At 70.1% G+C, this 16179-nt stretch carries 15 protein-coding genes; 9 read left to right on the top strand and 6 right to left on the bottom strand.

Translation table 11 applies throughout. The features are described from left to right. The first annotated feature begins 535 nt into the window (after positions 1 to 535). The 7 genes from ACIQHQ_RS11240 (at position 536) to pstB (ending at position 8620) form a co-directional block, all read left to right on the top strand. A complete protein-coding gene (locus ACIQHQ_RS11240) occupies positions 536 to 2767 on the top strand; it encodes an RNA degradosome polyphosphate kinase (RefSeq protein WP_402611684.1) in 2232 nt (743 codons plus the stop codon). After that, a complete protein-coding gene (locus ACIQHQ_RS11235) occupies positions 2748 to 3815 on the top strand; it encodes a CHAD domain-containing protein (protein WP_402611683.1) in 1068 nt (355 codons plus the stop codon). The genes ACIQHQ_RS11240 and ACIQHQ_RS11235 overlap by 20 nt, the downstream gene beginning before the upstream one ends. Then, complete coding sequence (locus ACIQHQ_RS11230; protein ID WP_402611682.1) at positions 3812 to 4246, top strand: NUDIX hydrolase; 435 nt, start codon at positions 3812 to 3814, stop codon at positions 4244 to 4246. The genes ACIQHQ_RS11235 and ACIQHQ_RS11230 overlap by 4 nt, the downstream gene beginning before the upstream one ends. Before the next feature lie 246 nt (positions 4247 to 4492). After that, on the top strand, positions 4493 to 5614 hold the full coding sequence (gene pstS / locus ACIQHQ_RS11225; RefSeq protein ID WP_402611681.1) for a phosphate ABC transporter substrate-binding protein PstS: 1122 nt from the start codon (positions 4493 to 4495) through the stop codon (positions 5612 to 5614). Between the two features lie 105 nt (positions 5615 to 5719). Then, the gene (pstC, locus tag ACIQHQ_RS11220) at positions 5720 to 6721 is read left to right on the top strand and encodes a phosphate ABC transporter permease subunit PstC (protein WP_402611680.1); all 1002 of its coding nucleotides are present in this window, start codon (positions 5720 to 5722) and stop codon (positions 6719 to 6721) included. Further along, positions 6718 to 7773 (top strand): phosphate ABC transporter permease PstA, encoded by a 1056-nt coding sequence (gene pstA, locus ACIQHQ_RS11215; protein WP_402611679.1) that lies wholly within the window; start codon positions 6718 to 6720, stop codon positions 7771 to 7773. The genes pstC and pstA overlap by 4 nt, the downstream gene beginning before the upstream one ends. Positions 7774 to 7843: 70 nt before the next feature. Next, complete coding sequence (gene pstB / locus ACIQHQ_RS11210) at positions 7844 to 8620, top strand: phosphate ABC transporter ATP-binding protein PstB (protein WP_402611678.1); 777 nt, start codon at positions 7844 to 7846, stop codon at positions 8618 to 8620. 117 nt (positions 8621 to 8737) lie between these two features. On the opposite strand, the gene ACIQHQ_RS11205 is transcribed toward pstB, so the two are convergent. Beyond that, positions 8738 to 9736, bottom strand: a complete 999-nt coding sequence (locus ACIQHQ_RS11205; RefSeq protein WP_402611677.1) for an anion permease — start codon at positions 9734 to 9736, stop codon at positions 8738 to 8740. Positions 9737 to 9743: 7 nt separating this feature from the next. Continuing rightward, complete coding sequence (locus tag ACIQHQ_RS11200; RefSeq protein WP_283973399.1) at positions 9744 to 10364, bottom strand: DUF47 family protein; 621 nt, start codon at positions 10362 to 10364, stop codon at positions 9744 to 9746. 203 nt (positions 10365 to 10567) lie between these two features. Between ACIQHQ_RS11200 and ACIQHQ_RS11195 the strand changes: the two genes are divergently transcribed. Next, positions 10568 to 10927, top strand: coding sequence for a metal-sensitive transcriptional regulator (locus ACIQHQ_RS11195; RefSeq protein WP_402611676.1), 360 nt, complete (start codon positions 10568 to 10570; stop codon positions 10925 to 10927). Between the two features lie 30 nt (positions 10928 to 10957). Here ACIQHQ_RS11195 and ACIQHQ_RS11190 read toward each other — a convergent pair whose 3' ends face one another. Beyond that, positions 10958 to 11125 carry a hypothetical protein gene (locus tag ACIQHQ_RS11190; RefSeq protein WP_402612186.1) on the bottom strand — a complete coding sequence of 56 codons (168 nt, stop codon included), beginning with the start codon at positions 11123 to 11125 and terminating at the stop codon, positions 10958 to 10960. A 91-nt stretch (positions 11126 to 11216) separates the two neighbouring features. Next, positions 11217 to 12068: a hypothetical protein gene (locus ACIQHQ_RS11185; protein ID WP_402611675.1), complete on the bottom strand. Its 852-nt coding sequence runs from the start codon at positions 12066 to 12068 to the stop codon at positions 11217 to 11219. Between the two features lie 403 nt (positions 12069 to 12471). On the opposite strand from ACIQHQ_RS11185, the gene ACIQHQ_RS11180 reads away from it, so the two are divergent. Next, positions 12472 to 14031 (top strand): FAD-binding oxidoreductase, encoded by a 1560-nt coding sequence (locus ACIQHQ_RS11180; RefSeq protein WP_402611674.1) that lies wholly within the window; start codon positions 12472 to 12474, stop codon positions 14029 to 14031. Between the two features lie 18 nt (positions 14032 to 14049). Here ACIQHQ_RS11180 and ACIQHQ_RS11175 read toward each other — a convergent pair whose 3' ends face one another. Together ACIQHQ_RS11175 and ACIQHQ_RS11170 are read right to left on the bottom strand one after the other, a co-directional pair. Continuing rightward, positions 14050 to 14748 carry a phosphatase PAP2 family protein gene (locus ACIQHQ_RS11175; protein ID WP_402611673.1) on the bottom strand — a complete coding sequence of 233 codons (699 nt, stop codon included), beginning with the start codon at positions 14746 to 14748 and terminating at the stop codon, positions 14050 to 14052. Between the two features lie 245 nt (positions 14749 to 14993). Beyond that, positions 14994 to 15938, bottom strand: a complete 945-nt coding sequence (locus tag ACIQHQ_RS11170; protein ID WP_402612164.1) for an NlpC/P60 family protein — start codon at positions 15936 to 15938, stop codon at positions 14994 to 14996. Positions 15939 to 16179 lie beyond the last annotated feature (241 nt).

The raw sequence follows: 16179 nt of genomic DNA, 5'->3' as shown, positions 1-16179 counted from the left end.
GGCATCCTCCTCGCCGTCGCCACCGTCGCCGCCGTCGCCACCGTCGCCACCGTCGCCGTCGCCGCCGTGGCCGCCGGGATCGCCTTCGCCCTGCTGCGCCACCGCACGGGAGCCGCCGCATGACCACCCCCACCACGGCGACCGCCCCCGCCGCCTCCCACCTCCCGACCCCCCGCCTGCCCTGAACCGGCCCACGCGTCCCTCCACGGGGAGAGGGACGCGCGGCCCGCCCCTCGGGGACACTCCCGGACGTGCGGCGCCCCCGAGCGCCGTCCACAGCCTGTGGGCAGCCGCCCGGCCCTCTCACCCGGTCCCGTGGACCCCCGCGAGCCGCCCCCCGCTATCCCGCACGTCATGTCTCCGTAACCGTCGATTCAGACGAGCTTGCGAAGCTCGGCCAATGAATCCCGCCGTGCCAGAGCCTTCCCCGCCCCGCGAGGGTCACGAGGGAAACGGGAGCACTCATGTGACACCCCCGCTCCCGCCCGCGCTGTCCGACGCGCCCGTGATGCTCGCGGCGCGGAAGAATGGGTCCATGAGCCAGCCGAAGCCCCAGGCACAGGTCCAGCACGCGCAGCCCTCCGTGGGCTCCATCGCAGCCCACCGCCCGCACACGGTGTCGGCAGCGGTCTCCGATCTGGAACCGGACATCGACGCCGACCTCGACGCGTACGAGGAATCGCCGTACGACGGGCCCCAGCTGCCCCAGGGCCGGTTCCTCGACCGGGAGCGCAGCTGGCTCGCGTTCAACGAGCGGGTGCTCGAACTCGCCGAGGACCCGAACACGCCCCTGCTGGAGCGGGCCAACTTCCTCGCGATCTTCGCCAGCAACCTGGACGAGTTCTTCATGGTCCGGGTGGCCGGACTGAAGCGCCGTATCGCCACCGGCGTGGCCACCCGCTCCGCCTCCGGCCTCCAGCCGCGCGAGGTGTTGGAGATGATCTGGGCCCGCTCGCGCGAGCTCATGGCCCGGCACGCCGCCTGCTACCACGAGGACGTCGCCCCCGCGCTCGCGGAGGAGGGCATCCACCTGGTCCGCTGGAACGAACTGCAGGAGAAGGAGCAGGCCCGCCTGTTCACCCTGTTCCGGCACCAGATCTTCCCCGTGCTGACCCCGCTGGCGGTCGACCCGGCGCACCCCTTCCCGTACATCTCCGGCCTGTCGCTGAATCTGGCCGTCGTCGTACGGAACCCGGTCACGGGCCACAAGCACTTCGCCCGCGTGAAGGTGCCGCCGCTGCTGTCCCGCTTCCTGGAGAGCTCCCCGGGCCGCTACGTCCCCATCGAGGACGTCATCGCCGCCCACCTGGAGGAGCTGTTCCCGGGCATGGAGGTCCTGGAGCACCACGCCTTCCGCCTCACCCGCAACGAGGACCTGGAGGTCGAGGAGGACGACGCCGAGAACCTCCTCCAGGCCCTGGAGAAGGAGCTCATGCGGCGCCGCTTCGGGCCGCCGGTGCGCCTGGAGGTCGAGGAGTCCATCGACCGCGAGGTCCTGGACCTGCTGGTGCGCGAGCTGAAGATCGGCGAGGCCGAGGTCTACCCGCTGCCCGGCCCGCTGGACCTCACCGGCCTGTTCCGCATCGCCTCCCTGGACCGGCCCGAGCTGAAGTACCGCAAGTTCGTCGCCGGCACCCACCGCGACCTCGCCGAGGTCGAGTCGGCGTCCCCGCCGGACATCTTCGCCGCGCTGCGCGAGCGGGACGTCCTGCTGCACCACCCGTACGACTCCTTCTCCACCTCCGTCCAGGCCTTCCTGGAGCAGGCGGCCGGTGATCCGGACGTCCTCGCGATCAAGCAGACCCTGTACCGCACCTCCGGCGACTCCCCGATAGTCGACGCGCTCATCGAGGCCGCCGAGTCCGGCAAGCAGGTCCTGGTGCTGGTCGAGATCAAAGCCCGCTTCGACGAGCACGCCAACATCAAGTGGGCACGCAAACTGGAGGAGGCCGGCTGCCACGTGGTCTACGGCCTGGTCGGCCTGAAAACCCACTGCAAGCTGTCGCTGGTGGTCCGCCAGGAGGGCGAGACGCTCCGCCGCTACAGCCACGTCGGCACCGGCAACTACCACCCGAAGACGGCCCGCCTCTACGAAGACCTCGGCCTGCTCACGGCCGACCCCCAGGTCGGCGCGGACCTCTCGGACCTCTTCAACCGCCTGTCCGGCTACTCCCGCCGGGAGACCTACCGCCGGCTGCTCGTGGCGCCCAAATCGCTGCGCGACGGCCTGGTCTCGCGGATCACCAAGGAAGTCCAGCACCACCGTGCGGGGCGCCCCGCGTACGTCCGCATCAAGGTCAACTCGATGGTCGACGAGGCCATCATCGACGCCTGCTACCGCGCCGCCCAGGCGGGCGTGCCGGTGGACATCTGGGTGCGCGGCATCTGCGCGGTGCGCCCGGGCGTGGCGGGCCTGTCGGAGAACATCCGGGTCCGCTCGATCCTCGGCCGCTTCCTGGAGCACTCCCGGGTGTTCGCCTTCGGCAACGGCGGCGAGCCCGAGGTGTGGTTCGGCAGCGCCGACATGATGCACCGCAACCTCGACCGCCGGATAGAGGCCCTGGTCCGGGTCACCGACCCGGCCCACCGGGCGGCCCTGAACCGGCTGCTGGAGACCGGCATGTCCGACTCCACCGCTTCCTGGCACCTCGGCCCGGACGGCGACTGGACCCGGCATGCGACCGACGCGGACGGACAGCCCCTGCGCAACGTCCAGGAGATGCTCATAGACGCCCGGAGGCGCCGGCGTGGCACAGCGACACCTTGACCCGACGAGCCCCCTGGCCGGGCCCGCCCCCACCGGAGACGCCCTGGCGGGCTATCTGCGGGCCCAGGCCACGGAGTTCCTCCGAGCGCTGCGCCTGCACCGGGAGACGGGGACGGGGGCGAACGGCTCGGAGGGGTCCGCCGAGGCGGCCCGCGCCCTGCGCCGCTCGGCCCGCCGCGTCAGCGCCAGCCTGCACACGTTCCAGTCCCTCCTCGACACCGACTGGTGCGAGGCGATGCGCCCCGAACTCGCCTGGGTGTCGGGGACGCTGGCGATGGAGCATGCGTACACGGCCCGGCTGGAGCGTCTGTTGACGGCGTTGCACCGCCTGTCGGGTTCCACGGCCTTTCCGGCGCAGACGGGTGCACGGCCGGGCGCGACGGCGCCCGCCAAGGCCGACGCCCCCGCCCAGGAACGCGGCAATCCGACCGTGGGCGCCGCCAAGGCGGGCGCCCTGCTCGACCGCCAGCTGACCCTCGCCCGCACCCGGGCCCACTCCACGGCCCTGCAAGCCCTGGGCAGCAGCCGCTTCCACGCCGTCGCGGACAAGGTCGCCGTCCTGGCCAGCGAGGTCCCCCTCACCAAGACCGCCGGCGACACCGACCTGCGCCCCCTCGCCACCGCCGCCCTGGACCGCCTCGCCGACGCCGTGGCCGCCCTCCCGCTCGTCACCGCCGGGAACCCGTACAACGCCGCGGCCCTCGTCCACGGCCTGTCCCCGGACACGGTCGCGCACCCGCAGGACGCCCCGTGGCACCAGGTCCGCCTGCTGCTGCGTCTGCACCGCTACGCCCGCGAGGCCGTCAGCGGCCCCAAGGGCAACGCGGTGGTCGACCTGCGCCTGCTCTCCGCCGGTAAGGCCCTGAACCGGCACCGCGACGCATCGGAGGCGGCGGCAGCGGCGGCCCAGGCGGCCCGCACCCCCCGGATCGCCCCCGCCACGGCGTACGCCCTGGGCGTGCTCCACGCCGACCAGCGGCACGAGGTGGAGGCGGCGCGCTTCGCGTTCCAGCAGTGCTGGCAGCAAGAGGTGGTGAGTACCGGATGAGCCCGGGTTCCCCCGACACCACCGTCCGGGCGGCCGGCTGCGTCCTGTGGCGCCGTTCCGCCGCCGGCGAGTTGCAGCTCTGCCTGGTCCACCGGCCGAAATACGACGACTGGTCCTGGCCGAAGGGCAAGCTGAAGCGCGACGAGGAGGCACTCGCGGGTGCCCTGCGCGAGGTGGCGGAGGAGACGGGTTGCCGGGCCGAGCCGGGCGCCGAGCTGTCCGACCAGCGTTATCTGGCCAATGGCCGTCCCAAGCACGTCCGCTACTGGGCGGCCGAGGCCGTGTCCTGCGCGTTCTCCCCGACGGACGAGGTGGACCGGGTCCTGTGGCTGGCGCCCGCCGCCGCCCGCGCCCGTCTCACCCGGCCCGACGACCGGCCCCTGGTCGACGAGCTGCTCGCCGTTGTGCACCTGCCCCGGACGGCCGGCTGACCGGACGGTGCCGTTTCGTCCGCAAAAGCGGAATGCCGTCGCGCTCTCCCCGTAAGCATTCCGTGACCTCACCAGGCCTTAGACAGGGGTTCACCCCTCGTTCATGTGCGGCCATCGGCGCCTTCACCTGATCTGCCTAATTTCAGCCTTACCGACGTGAGCCGCGCCTGCTGAGCGCGACCGCGTCCGCGTCACTCAGACTTCGCACGCCGCCGATCAGGACGGCGGCTCCTGGAAGGAACTCAAGTGAAGCTTCAGCGCATGAACCGGCGGGCCCTCGCTCTCGGTGCTCTCGCCGTCTCCGGCGCCCTGGCCCTCACGGCGTGCGGCTCCGACGAGACCGGCAACCCGGACGGAGGCTCCACCAACGCCGCCGCGCCGAGCAACATCAAGTGCGACGACGCCTCGGGCCAGGTGCTCGCCGACGGCTCCTCCGCACAGAAGAACGCCGTCGACGCGTGGGTCAAGCAGTTCTCGGCGGCCTGCAAGGTGGAGATCAACTACAAGGCCGGCGGTTCCGGCGCCGGTGTCACCGCGTTCACGCAGGGCCAGGTTCCCTGGGCCGGTTCGGACTCGGCTCTGAAGCCCGAAGAGGTCGAGGCCTCCAAGAAGGTCTGCTCCGGCGGCCAGGGCATCGACCTGCCGATGGTCGGCGGCCCGATCGCCGTCGGCTACAACGTGCCGGGGGTCGACAAGCTCGTCCTGGACTCCGCGACGATCGCCAAGATCTTCGACAGCAAGATCACCAACTGGAACGACCCGGCGATCGCGAAGCTGAACCCCGACGCGAAGCTGCCCAACCTCAAGATCCAGGCCTTCCACCGCTCGGACGAGTCCGGCACCACGGACAACTTCACCAAGTACCTGATCGCCACGGCGAAGAAGGACTTCCCGTACGAGGGCGGCAAGGCCTGGCAGGCCAAGGGCGGTCAGTCCGCGCCGCAGTCCTCCGGGGTCGCCGCACAGGTCAAGCAGACCGCCGGCGCGATCGGCTACTTCGAGCTGTCGTACGCCAAGGACGGCATCAAGACCGTCGCCATCGACACCGGCGCCGCCCAGCCCGTCGAGGCGACCGTCGAGAACGCCACCAAGGCCATCGCGGACGCCAAGGTCGTCGGCACCGGCAAGGACCTCGCGCTGCAGCTGAACTACGCGACCAAGGCCGACGGCGCCTACCCGATGGTCCTGGTGACCTACGAGATCGTCTGCGACAAGGGCAACAAGGCCGACACCCTGCCCGCCGTCAAGGCGTTCCTGCGCTACGCGGCCTCGGAGGACGGTCAGAAGATCCTCGCCGAGAACGACTACGCGCCGATGCCCGACGACATCATCGCCAAGGTTCGTACGACCGTCGAGAGCCTGAGCTGACCCGAGTGCGGTCCGGTCCCCTCCCAGCGGGACCGGACCGCACCGTCCGGTGCACCGCCGCCAGGAGCCGCACAGCACGTGCGGTTCCGCAGACCGGAGAACCCGATGGACACGACACAGATAGCTGACGCACCCCCTCCCACCCAGCCGTCCACCGCCGAGCAGAAGCGCGCGGCCCGTGGCGCCACCCGGCCCGGAGACCGGATCTTCCTCGGCCTCTCCCGCGGCTCGGGCATCCTGCTGCTGGTGATCATGGCCGCGATCGCGGGCTTCCTCACCTATCGCGCGGTCCTCGCCATCAGCGAGGACGACGGCAACTTCCTGACCACCTTCGAATGGAACACCGGTGTCAACCCGCCGGTCTTCGGCATCGCGGTCCTGGCCTACGGCACGATCGTCTCCTCGATCATCGCCATGGTCATCGCGGTCCCGGTCTCGGTCGCCATCGCGCTGTTCCTCACGCACTACGCCCCGCGCCGGCTGCGCGGCCCGATCGCCTATGTGATCGACCTGCTCGCCGCCGTGCCGTCCATCGTCTACGGCCTGTGGGGCGCCCTCGTCCTCGTGCCGCACATGAACGGCCTCTTCGGCTGGCTGAACGACTACCTCGGCTGGACCGGCGTCTTCTCGTGGCAGGGCGGCGCCGCACGCTCCATGCTCACCGTGGGCATCCTGCTCGCGATCATGATCCTGCCGATCATCACCAACGTGAGCCGCGAGGTCTTCCGCCAGGTACCGCAGATGCACGAGGAAGCGGCCCTGGCGCTCGGCGCCACCCGCTGGGAGGTGGTCCGCATGGCGGTCATCCCCTTCGGCCGCTCCGGCGTCATCTCCGCCTCGATGCTCGGCCTCGGCCGCGCCCTCGGCGAGACGATGGCCGTCGCCACCGTGCTCTCCCCCGACTTCCTGATCCACGGCAGTCTGCTCGACCCCGGCGGCGGCACCTTCGCCCAGAACATCGCCAGCAAGTTCAGTGAGGCCACCGAGTCCGGCCGTGACGCGCTGATCGCCTCCGGGCTGGTCCTGTTCGTCATCACCCTGCTGGTCAACGGAGCGGCCCGCGCGATCATCGCCCGCCGCAAGGAGTACTCGGGGGCCAACGCATGAGCACCGCAACCATCACCCCGAAGGGCCCCAGCACCCTGCGCGGCGGCAGTCTGCCCAAGTGGGCTCCGTGGGCCATCGCCGCCGGATCCGTCGCCCTCGGGGTCGGCATCAGTGCCGCCGCAGGCCTGCACAGCAGCATCCAGTGGGCACTGATCGCCGCGATCCTGTACGTCCTCGGTACGTACGTCATCGCGGCCCGGGTCGAGAACCGCCGCCAGGCCACGGACCGCGTGGTCACCTCGCTGGTGTGGGTCGCGTTCCTGCTCGCCGTGGTACCGCTGGCCTCCCTGGTGTGGTCGACCGTGCAGCGTGGCACGAAGGTCCTCGACGTCTACTTCCTGACCCACTCGATGGGCGTGGTCGCCGACTCGGAGGCGGGCGGCGGCATCTACCACGCCATTCTCGGCACGCTGGAGCAGGTCGGCCTCGCCACGCTGATCGCCGCGCCGGTCGGCGTGCTCACCGCGATCTACCTGGTGGAGTACGGGCGCGGGAACCTCGCCCGGGCCGTCACCTTCTTCGTCGACGTCATGACGGGCATCCCGTCGATCGTCGCCGGCCTGTTCATCCTCAGCCTCATGCTGATGTTCGAGATGGAGCCGTTCGGCTTCGCCGGCTCGCTCGCCCTCGCGATCCTGATGATGCCGGTCGTCGTGCGCTCCACGGAGGAGATGCTCAAGCTCGTCCCGAACGAGCTGCGCGAAGCCTCACTGGCGCTCGGCGTGCCCAAGTGGCGCACCATCCTGAAGGTGGTCCTGCCGACCTCGCTCGGCGGCATCACCACCGGCATCATGCTGTCCATCGCCCGCATCGCCGGTGAGACCGCGCCGGTCCTGCTGCTGGTGTTCGGCAGCAAGTTCATCAACGCCAACCCCTTCGAGGGCGCGCAGGCCTCGCTCCCGCTGTACATCTACCAGCAGTACGGATCGGGCGAGGTCACGGCGTACGACCGCGCGTGGGCGGCGTCTCTCACGCTCATCGCCTTCGTGATGATCCTCAACCTGGTGGCTCGCGGCATCGCCCGCTGGAAGGCCCCGAAGACCGGTCGCTAAAGCGTCAATCTGCGGCTACCGCCGCGCGGGGCCACACAGCGACCCCCAGACTTTTGGAAGTGAAGTAGTCATGGCCAAGCGAATCGACGTCAGCGGACTGACCGCCTACTACGGCTCCCACAAGGCGATCGAGGACATCTCGATGACCGTCGAGCCGCGCTCGGTGACGGCGTTCATCGGTCCGTCCGGCTGCGGCAAGTCGACGTTCCTGCGCACGCTGAACCGGATGCACGAGGTCACCTCGGGCGGCCGGGTCGAGGGCAAGGTGCTCCTCGACGACGAGGACCTCTACGGCACGGGCATCGACCCGGTGTCGGTCCGCCGTGAGGTCGGCATGGTGTTCCAGCGCCCGAACCCGTTCCCCACGATGTCGATCTTCGACAACGTGGCGGCGGGACTGCGGCTGAACGGCAACTACAAGAAGAGCGAGCTGGCGGACGTCGTCGAGCGCTCCCTCAAGGGCGCGAACCTCTGGAACGAGGTCAAGGACCGCCTGAACAAGCCCGGCTCGGGTCTCTCCGGTGGCCAGCAGCAGCGTCTGTGCATCGCACGGGCGATCGCGGTCGAGCCGAACGTCCTGCTCATGGACGAGCCCTGCTCGGCGCTCGACCCCATCTCCACGCTCGCGATCGAGGACCTGATCGGTCAGCTCAAGGAGCGCTTCACGATCGTCATCGTGACGCACAACATGCAGCAGGCGGCCCGCGTCTCCGACCGCACGGCGTTCTTCAACCTCGCGGCGGTCGGCCAGCCCGGCAAGCTCATCGAGATCGACGACACGGAGCGCATCTTCTCCAACCCGTCGGTCCAGGCCACGGAGGACTACATCTCCGGCCGCTTCGGCTGATCCGGCCCGCCGAGTCTCCTCGCGGTGCTGCATGGCGGTGCCACCGCGAGGCCGAAAAGGGCCCGCCCCCGGCTCCCGGGGGCGGGCCTTTTCGCGTACGCGGCGGTACCGGGCCGGCTACAGGAAGGCCAGATGCACGATCCCGAAGGACGCCGCGGCCACCAGTGCGGCCGCCGGCATCGTGATGAACCACCCCAGGATGATGTTCTTGGCGACGCCCCACCGCACGGCGTTCACCCGCTTCGTCGCGCCGACGCCCATGATCGCGGAAGTGATCACATGGGTCGTGGAGATCGGCGCCTTGAACAGGAACGCGGAGGTGAACATGATCGACGCGCCCGTCGCCTCCGCCGCGAAGCCCTGCGGCGGGTCCAGCTCGATGATCTTCCGCCCCAGGGTCCGCATGATCCGCCATCCACCGGCGTACGTCCCCAGCGACAGCATCACCGCACAGGCGACCTTGACCCACACCGGAATCGGATCGCCGTAGTCCTCGACATCGGCGATGACCAGCGCCATCACCACGATGCCCATGGTCTTCTGCGCGTCCTGCAGACCGTGCCCCAGCGCCATGCCGGCCGCCGAGACGGTCTGCGCTATCCGGAAACCCCTCTTGGCCTTGTGCGGGTTGGCCTTCCGGAAGAGCCACATGATGGCGGTCATCACCAGATAGCCGGCCAGCAGACCGACCACCGGGGAGATGAACATGGGGATGACGACCTTCTCCAGCACTCCGTCCCAGTAGACCGTCGTCCCGCCGGCCAGCGCGGCACCGACCATTCCGCCGAACAGCGCGTGTGAGGACGACGAGGGCAGCCCGAAGTACCAGGTGATGAGGTTCCAGACGATCGCGCCCACCAGCGCGGCGAAGAGGATCCCCATCCCCTTCGAGCCGGTCGGTGTCTGGATCAGGCCCTCACTGACCGTCTTGGCGACCCCGGAGCCCATGAACGCACCGGCGAGGTTCATCACCGCGGCCATGGCCAGCGCGGCCTTCGGCGTCAGTGCCCGGGTCGAGACGGACGTGGCGATCGCGTTCGCCGAGTCGTGAAAGCCGTTGGTGTACGTGAAGAACAGCGCGACGCCGATGGTCGCGACCAGAGCGAAGGTGTCCATGAAGAGCTCAGGACTCCTTGACGGCGATGGTCTCCACCGTGTTCGCCACGTGCTCGAAGGCGTCCGCCGCTTCCTCCAGCACATCCACGATCTGCTTCAGCTTGAGGACGTCCATCGCGTCGTACTTGCCGTTGAAGAGGTGCGCCAGGAGCTTGCGGTGGATCTGGTCGGCCTGGTTCTCCAGCCGGTTGACCTCGATCCAGTACTCGGTGAGGTTCTCCATGGTGCGCAGGTGCGGCATCGCTTCGGCCGTCAGTTCGGCGGCACGCGCCAGAACCTCGATCTGCTGCTCGACGCCCTTGGGCAGTTCCTCGACGTTGTAGAGGACGACCAGGTCGACGGCCTCCTCCATGAAGTCCATGATGTCGTCGAGGGACGAGGCGAGGGTGTAGATGTCCTCGCGGTCGAACGGCGTGATGAACGAGGAGTTCAGCTGGTGGAAGATCGCGTGCGTGGCATCGTCACCTGCGTGTTCCGCTGCCCGCATACGCTCTGCGATCTCGGCCCGGGCGGGTGTGTCCGCCCCGAGCAGTTCCATGAGGAGCTTCGAGCCCGTGACGATGTTGTCCGCGGAGGCGGCGAACATGTCGTAGAAGCTCGTCTCCCTGGGGGTCAGACGAAAGCGCACGTGGGGTCCTCGGGGTGCTTCGGTTTCGGTCAGGCTGATGCTAGGCGCAACATCCGGCCACGGCTATCGGCCGCCCACCAGTGTCGCCCATCGGGGACAGTGATGAGCACGGGGGCGGTTTCCAGGGCCGTATACCCAGCAAAGTTCGGTACCATATACCCACCAGGGGTATATGTCGGCCCACTGCCCACCAGGAGGAAGCGATGACGGACGTGACCGACACAACAGGTGTCGCCCCCGGCACCGCCGGTGCGAATGTGGCGCTCGATCATGATCACGGTGTGCACGGGTACCACAAGCAGAAGGACGAACACCTCAAGCGCCTGCGCCGTATCGAGGGTCAGATCCGCGGCCTGCAGCGCATGGTCGACGAGGACGTCTACTGCATCGACATACTCACGCAGGTCTCCGCCTCCACCAAGGCCCTGCAGTCCTTCGCCCTGCAACTGCTGGAGGAGCACCTGCGGCACTGCGTCGCCGACGCCGCCCTCAAGGGCGGTGACGAGATCGACGCGAAGGTCAAGGAGGCGACCCAGGCGATCGCCCGCATGCTGCGGACGTGAACCGCGCCCGGGCTCGCCGGACGCCCGGATTCACCGCCGTGCGGACTCCCGCTCCTCGGCCACTTTCAGCACCTCGTCGATGCTCTCCAGGCTGAGCCGCTCCCGCGCCGCCGAGGCCGCGATGATCAGCTCCCCGCACAGCTCGATCTCGGCGAGGGCCACGTGGTCCTGAACTGCCGTACCGCCGACCGGAGCCACGTGCATCACCTCGTCTCTGCCGTCACCGGCTTCCTAGAGTAGGGAGCGGCCCACGCGCCGCGCATGGCACGGAAGGGCTAGTTCACGCCGGTCACTCCTCGGCGATCTTGCCCGCGTAGATGTCGTCGGCTTCCGGCAACCGCACGCGCACCGAGGCCCCGAAATCGTAGAGCAGGGTGGTCGAGGCGACGGCCACGGGGCTCTTCTGCCGCCCGTTGAGGAAGCTGAACCGGTGCCTGACCTTGCGGATGCGTCCCTCGTCGTCGAGGTAGGCGTCGAAGGGCACGTGCGCGGTGGCGAACCCCTTGGCCGCCGCCTTCAGGGGCCCCTCGTTCCCCTCCGACGCACGCCGGGCCGCGTCGCCGAGGTCCGCCGTCCCCCGGTAGTGCCGCACCCCGGTCCCCGCGACCTCCGTCCTGCCCACGTACGTCGCCGTCCGCGTCCCGAGCAGCACCTCGGCCGCCGTGAACGGATCGGTGGCCCCGCCGGTGACGAGGTTGCCGTCGGACAGGGTCCGCGTATCCACCCGCACCCACTTGTCCGCGGGCACTCCGGCGCCCCGGTTCTTCATGAACAGCGCGCCCGGCGCGAGCAGCTCCGTGATCGGCCGGCGGTCGGCGGTCCCCGCGGGATCCTGCGGCAGCAGCACCTTGAGCCGCCCCATCCGCTTGCGGTAGTCGTACACCCCCGCGCCCCGGATGGTGACCCGCGTCCCGCCGGCGGCCATCTGCATCGACGTACGTGCCTTGGAGCTGCCCGCGTCGATGAGCCGGCCGGCGGCCTGCCGCAGCACGACGACCGCGTCCCCGCCACGGGAGTCCCCGGCGACCGCGTCGCCGCCGGCGCACCCTCCGGTGCCCAGCCCCGCCCCGGTCAGGATCCCGGCCGCGACGAACGCCGCACCCGTCCGCCTGTGCCGCCGTTCCCGCTGCCGCCCAGTCATCGCCTGCCTACCCCCAGCCGGTACGTCCGTCACGGGCCCCCTCGTTGTTCCGGTTAACGACGGGTATGTGCCCCCGTCACGCCAGTGCGCCCCGACCGCCGCACCAACCGTTCACCTGGGGTGAGTAACGTTGTCGTCGTGGCGCAGCAGGACGGGCTGGAACCTCCCCCCAACCTCCCGGAACACCGCACGACGACCATGGAGAAGGGTCACTTCTGCATGGCTCACTGCACCTGCGGCTGGCGCGGACCGGCGAGAAGAGCGAGAAGCCAGGCGCGCACGGACGCGGAGAGACACGCGACGGGTTGAGGCCCGCGGCAGACGCCGCCGCGGGTGGCGCACGGACCATGGAACCCGCACCCCCACCACCCCGTCTCCCAGGACGGAACCACCGGGAGGCCCCATGGAACGGCGCACGATCCTCACAGCCGGCACGGCAGCCATCGCCGTGGCCGCGACCCCCTTCACCACCGCCTGCACCCCGTCGGGCACCCGCTCGAGGGCCACGGCCACGGCCACCGACGCCGTGCGCACCTCCACCGCCTCGAGATCCTCCGCCGCGAACTGGGCCGCCCTGGCGCGGGACCTCGACGGCCCCCTGGTCCGTCCCGGCGACGCCGACTGGCCCGCGGCCAGGCAGCTCTACAACACCCGCTTCGACAGCCTGAAGCCCGCCGCGGTCGCGTACGTGTCCCATCCGGACGACATCCGCACGACCCTGGCCTACGCCCGCGCCCACGCCCTGCGGGTGGCGATCCGCAACGGCGGCCACTCCTACGCCGGGTGGTCCTCCGGCGATGGCCGCCTGGTCATCGACGTCTCGAAGCTCAACCGCGTCCGGGCCTCCGGCACGACGGCCGTGGTCGGCGCCGGCGCCAAACTCATCGACGTCTACCGGGCCCTCGCCGCGAAGGGCGTCACGATCCCCGCCGGCTCCTGCCCCACCGTCGGCGTCTCCGGCCTCACCCTCGGCGGGGGCCACGGCGTGGTTTCCCGCGCCTACGGCCTGACCTGCGACAGCCTCACCCGGGCCACCCTGATCACCGCCGACGGCACACAGCTCACCGCCGACTCCCGCGAGAACAAGGACCTCTTCTGGGCCCTGCGCGGCGCCGGCAACGGCAACTTCGGTGTCGTCACGGAGCTGCACTTCAGGACGCATCCGGCACCGCAGGGCGTCTCGGCGTACCTGTCCTGGCCCTGGTCGAAGGCGGCCGCGGTGGTGAAGGCCTGGCAGGAGTGGGGGCCGTCACAACCCGACGAGATCTGGTCGTCGCTCCATCTCGCCAATGCCGCGGGCGGCACCCCGACCGTCTCGGTCGCGGCGTTCTCCCTCGGCACCCACGGCGAACTCAAGAACGCCGTGGACCGTCTCGCCGACCGCGTCGGCGCCCCGGCCCGCAGCGTCTCCCTGAAGCGCCGCTCGTACGAGGAGTCGATGGAGGTGTACGCGGGCTGCTCCTCGTTCCCGACGGACGCGCAGTGCCATCTGCCCGGCTCGACCCCGGGCCGCTCCCCGAAGGGCGCGCTCGGCCGCGAGACGTACGCCGCCGCGTCGGACTTCTTCGACCGCTCGCTCTCCACGGCCGGCATTCGCGCCCTGCTGTCGCAGATCGGCTCGGTACGCGGCGGCACGGGCAGCATCGCGCTGACCGCCCTCGGCGGAGCGGTCAACCGCGTCTCCCCCACCTCCACGGCCTTCGTCCACCGGCGTTCGCGCATGCTGGCCCAGTACATCGCCGCCTGGCGAGCCGGTACGAGCGGTGCGACGGCCCGCGGCTGGCTGGCCTCCGCCCACAAGGCCATGCGGCCCCACGCCTCGGGCGCGGCCTACCAGAACTACACCGACCCGACCCTGACGGGCTGGCGCAAGGCGTACTACGGAGACGCGGCGGCCCGGCTGACCACACTGAAGAACCAGTACGACCCCGACCGCTTCTTCACGTATCCCCAGGCCCTGTGAGCGGTTCGCGCCTCCGCGTCACGCGGCGAGGTCCCTCTCCGAGGCTCGCTCACTGCGAGTCTCGGGGATCATCGTGTCCTCCCCGTCGGCCCGCCCTCTGGCGCGCACCAGCCACCCCGCCCTGGGCGACCGCTCGACGGCCCGCACCACGGGCGTCAGCAGGGCCATGGCGAGCGGCGACAGCAGCAGCGCCACCGCCGTCCCCAGCGCGAACCCGCCGACCACGTCCGTCGGATAGTGCACGCCCATGTAGACGCGGATGAACCCGCCGAACAGCGCGAGCACCAGCCCGGCCAGCCCGAACCTGCGGTGGGCGACGAACAGGCCGACGGCCAGCGCCATGACGATCGTCGCGTGGTCGCTGACGAACGAGTAGTCGGTCTTGCCCTTGACGAGCACCTCGAGGCCCTGGTGGTCGAGGAAGGGGCGGGGCCGCTCCACGAATCCCCGTATCGGCACGTTCACCAGTACGGCGATGCCCGCCGCCAGCGGCGCCCAGATCAGAGCCGCGACGGTGACCGCGGCGTCCTCGTCCCCGCGCCGCCTGACGGTCCACCAGCACCCCAGCACGAGCAGGACGATGGCGAGCAGCAGCCCGTACTCACCGACGAACTCCATGACGCGGTCGAACCACGGCGGCGCGTCCTTGGCCAGGCCATTGATGTCGTACAGCAGGTCGACGTCGGGGTTCGACCCGGAATCGGCGAGTCCAGCCATGGCGCTGCGGCCCCTTCGTCGTCTCTCCCGGCGCACCTGTGCGTGCGCCGCTCCTGCCACCCCCGTGGTTGTAGATCCGCTTCCGCCGCACGTGTGCAGGACACGTGCCGATGAACGTCTGCTCGGCTACGTCAACAGGAACGCATGGTCCCCGCTGATACGTTCCACACTCCACCGAATGATCACGCAGACGTTATCGAAGAGAGATACGTCTTCGCAGCTCAGGGGGTGGGTTCACACACGGTTCACACCGTTGTGGGCAGCGCTTTCGCGCCATCTTCGGTGACGCGGGTGGCTCCGAAGTAGTCGGGGGTGTCGATCGGGTCGAATCGGATGACGGCGCCGGTCCGGGGCGCGTCGATCATGTACCCACCTCCGACGTAAATGCCGACATGCCGGATGGCACGCGAATTGGTGAGGTCGTCCGAGAAGAACACGAGGTCGCCGGGGAGCAGTTCGTCCCGTGAGGGGTGCGGACCGGCGTTGTACTGGTCGTTGGCGACGCGCGGCAGCCTGATGCCCACGCTCGCGTAGGCGGCCTGCGTCAGTCCCGAGCAGTCGAAGCGTCCGCCCTGCTCAGGGGTACCGGTGCCGCCCCAGAGGTAGAGCGTGCCGAGCTTCTTCTGCGCGTACTCGATCGCGCCGGCGGCCTGCTCGGAGGGGTCGACCCGCCCGACCGGCGCGGCGAAGCTCTCCGCGAGCGTCGTGATCCGCTTCACGTAGTTCCGGGTCTCGCTGTACGGCGGCACACCTCCGTACTTGATCACCGCGTACGCCCCCGCGTTGTAGGCGGCCAGCATGTTCTCGGTCGGATTCCCGCCAACCTTCCTCACGTATGAGGCGAGTTCGCAGTCGTAGGAGGCGGCCGAGGGAATCGCGTCCTTCGGGTCCCACACATCGCGGTCGCCGTCGCCGTCGCCGTCGATGCCGTGACCGGCCCAGGTGCCGGGGATGAACTGCGCTATGCCCTGCGCGGCGGCATGGCTCTGAGCTCTCGGGTTGAAGCCGCTCTCCTGGTAGAGCTGGGCGGCGAGCAGGGCCGGGCTGATGGCGGGGCAGAGGTTGCCCCATTTCTGCACGAGGGCCGCGTACGCGGCGGGCACCGATCCCTTGGCGAGCGCTTTCGCCCCGCCGCCCACGCCGTTGGCCAGGTTCCCGGCGACGAGGTAGACCCCGACGACGAGCAGCATCACGAAGGCCAGGGCGGAGCTGATCGCAACACTCGCCACGATCCACGCCTTACGCACCGTCAACCGCCCCTCGCCGCCCAGGAGTCCGTTGGCCAGTGTAGAGGCGGGCGCCACGCCCGGGAATGATCACGGAGAGGAGAGTCGGGGGCGGACGGAGGCCCGGGACACGGCACGGGCAGCACAGCGAGGGCACGGAGGACCGGGACACGGCACGGGCAGCACGGCAAGGGCACGGAGGACC

It is taken from the genome of Streptomyces sp. NPDC092370 (assembly GCF_044755265.1).
GTDB lineage: Bacteria > Actinomycetota > Actinomycetes > Streptomycetales > Streptomycetaceae > Streptomyces.
The sequence above is the reverse complement of the archived record's forward strand: the minus strand, read 5'-3'. Positions and strand labels throughout refer to the sequence as shown.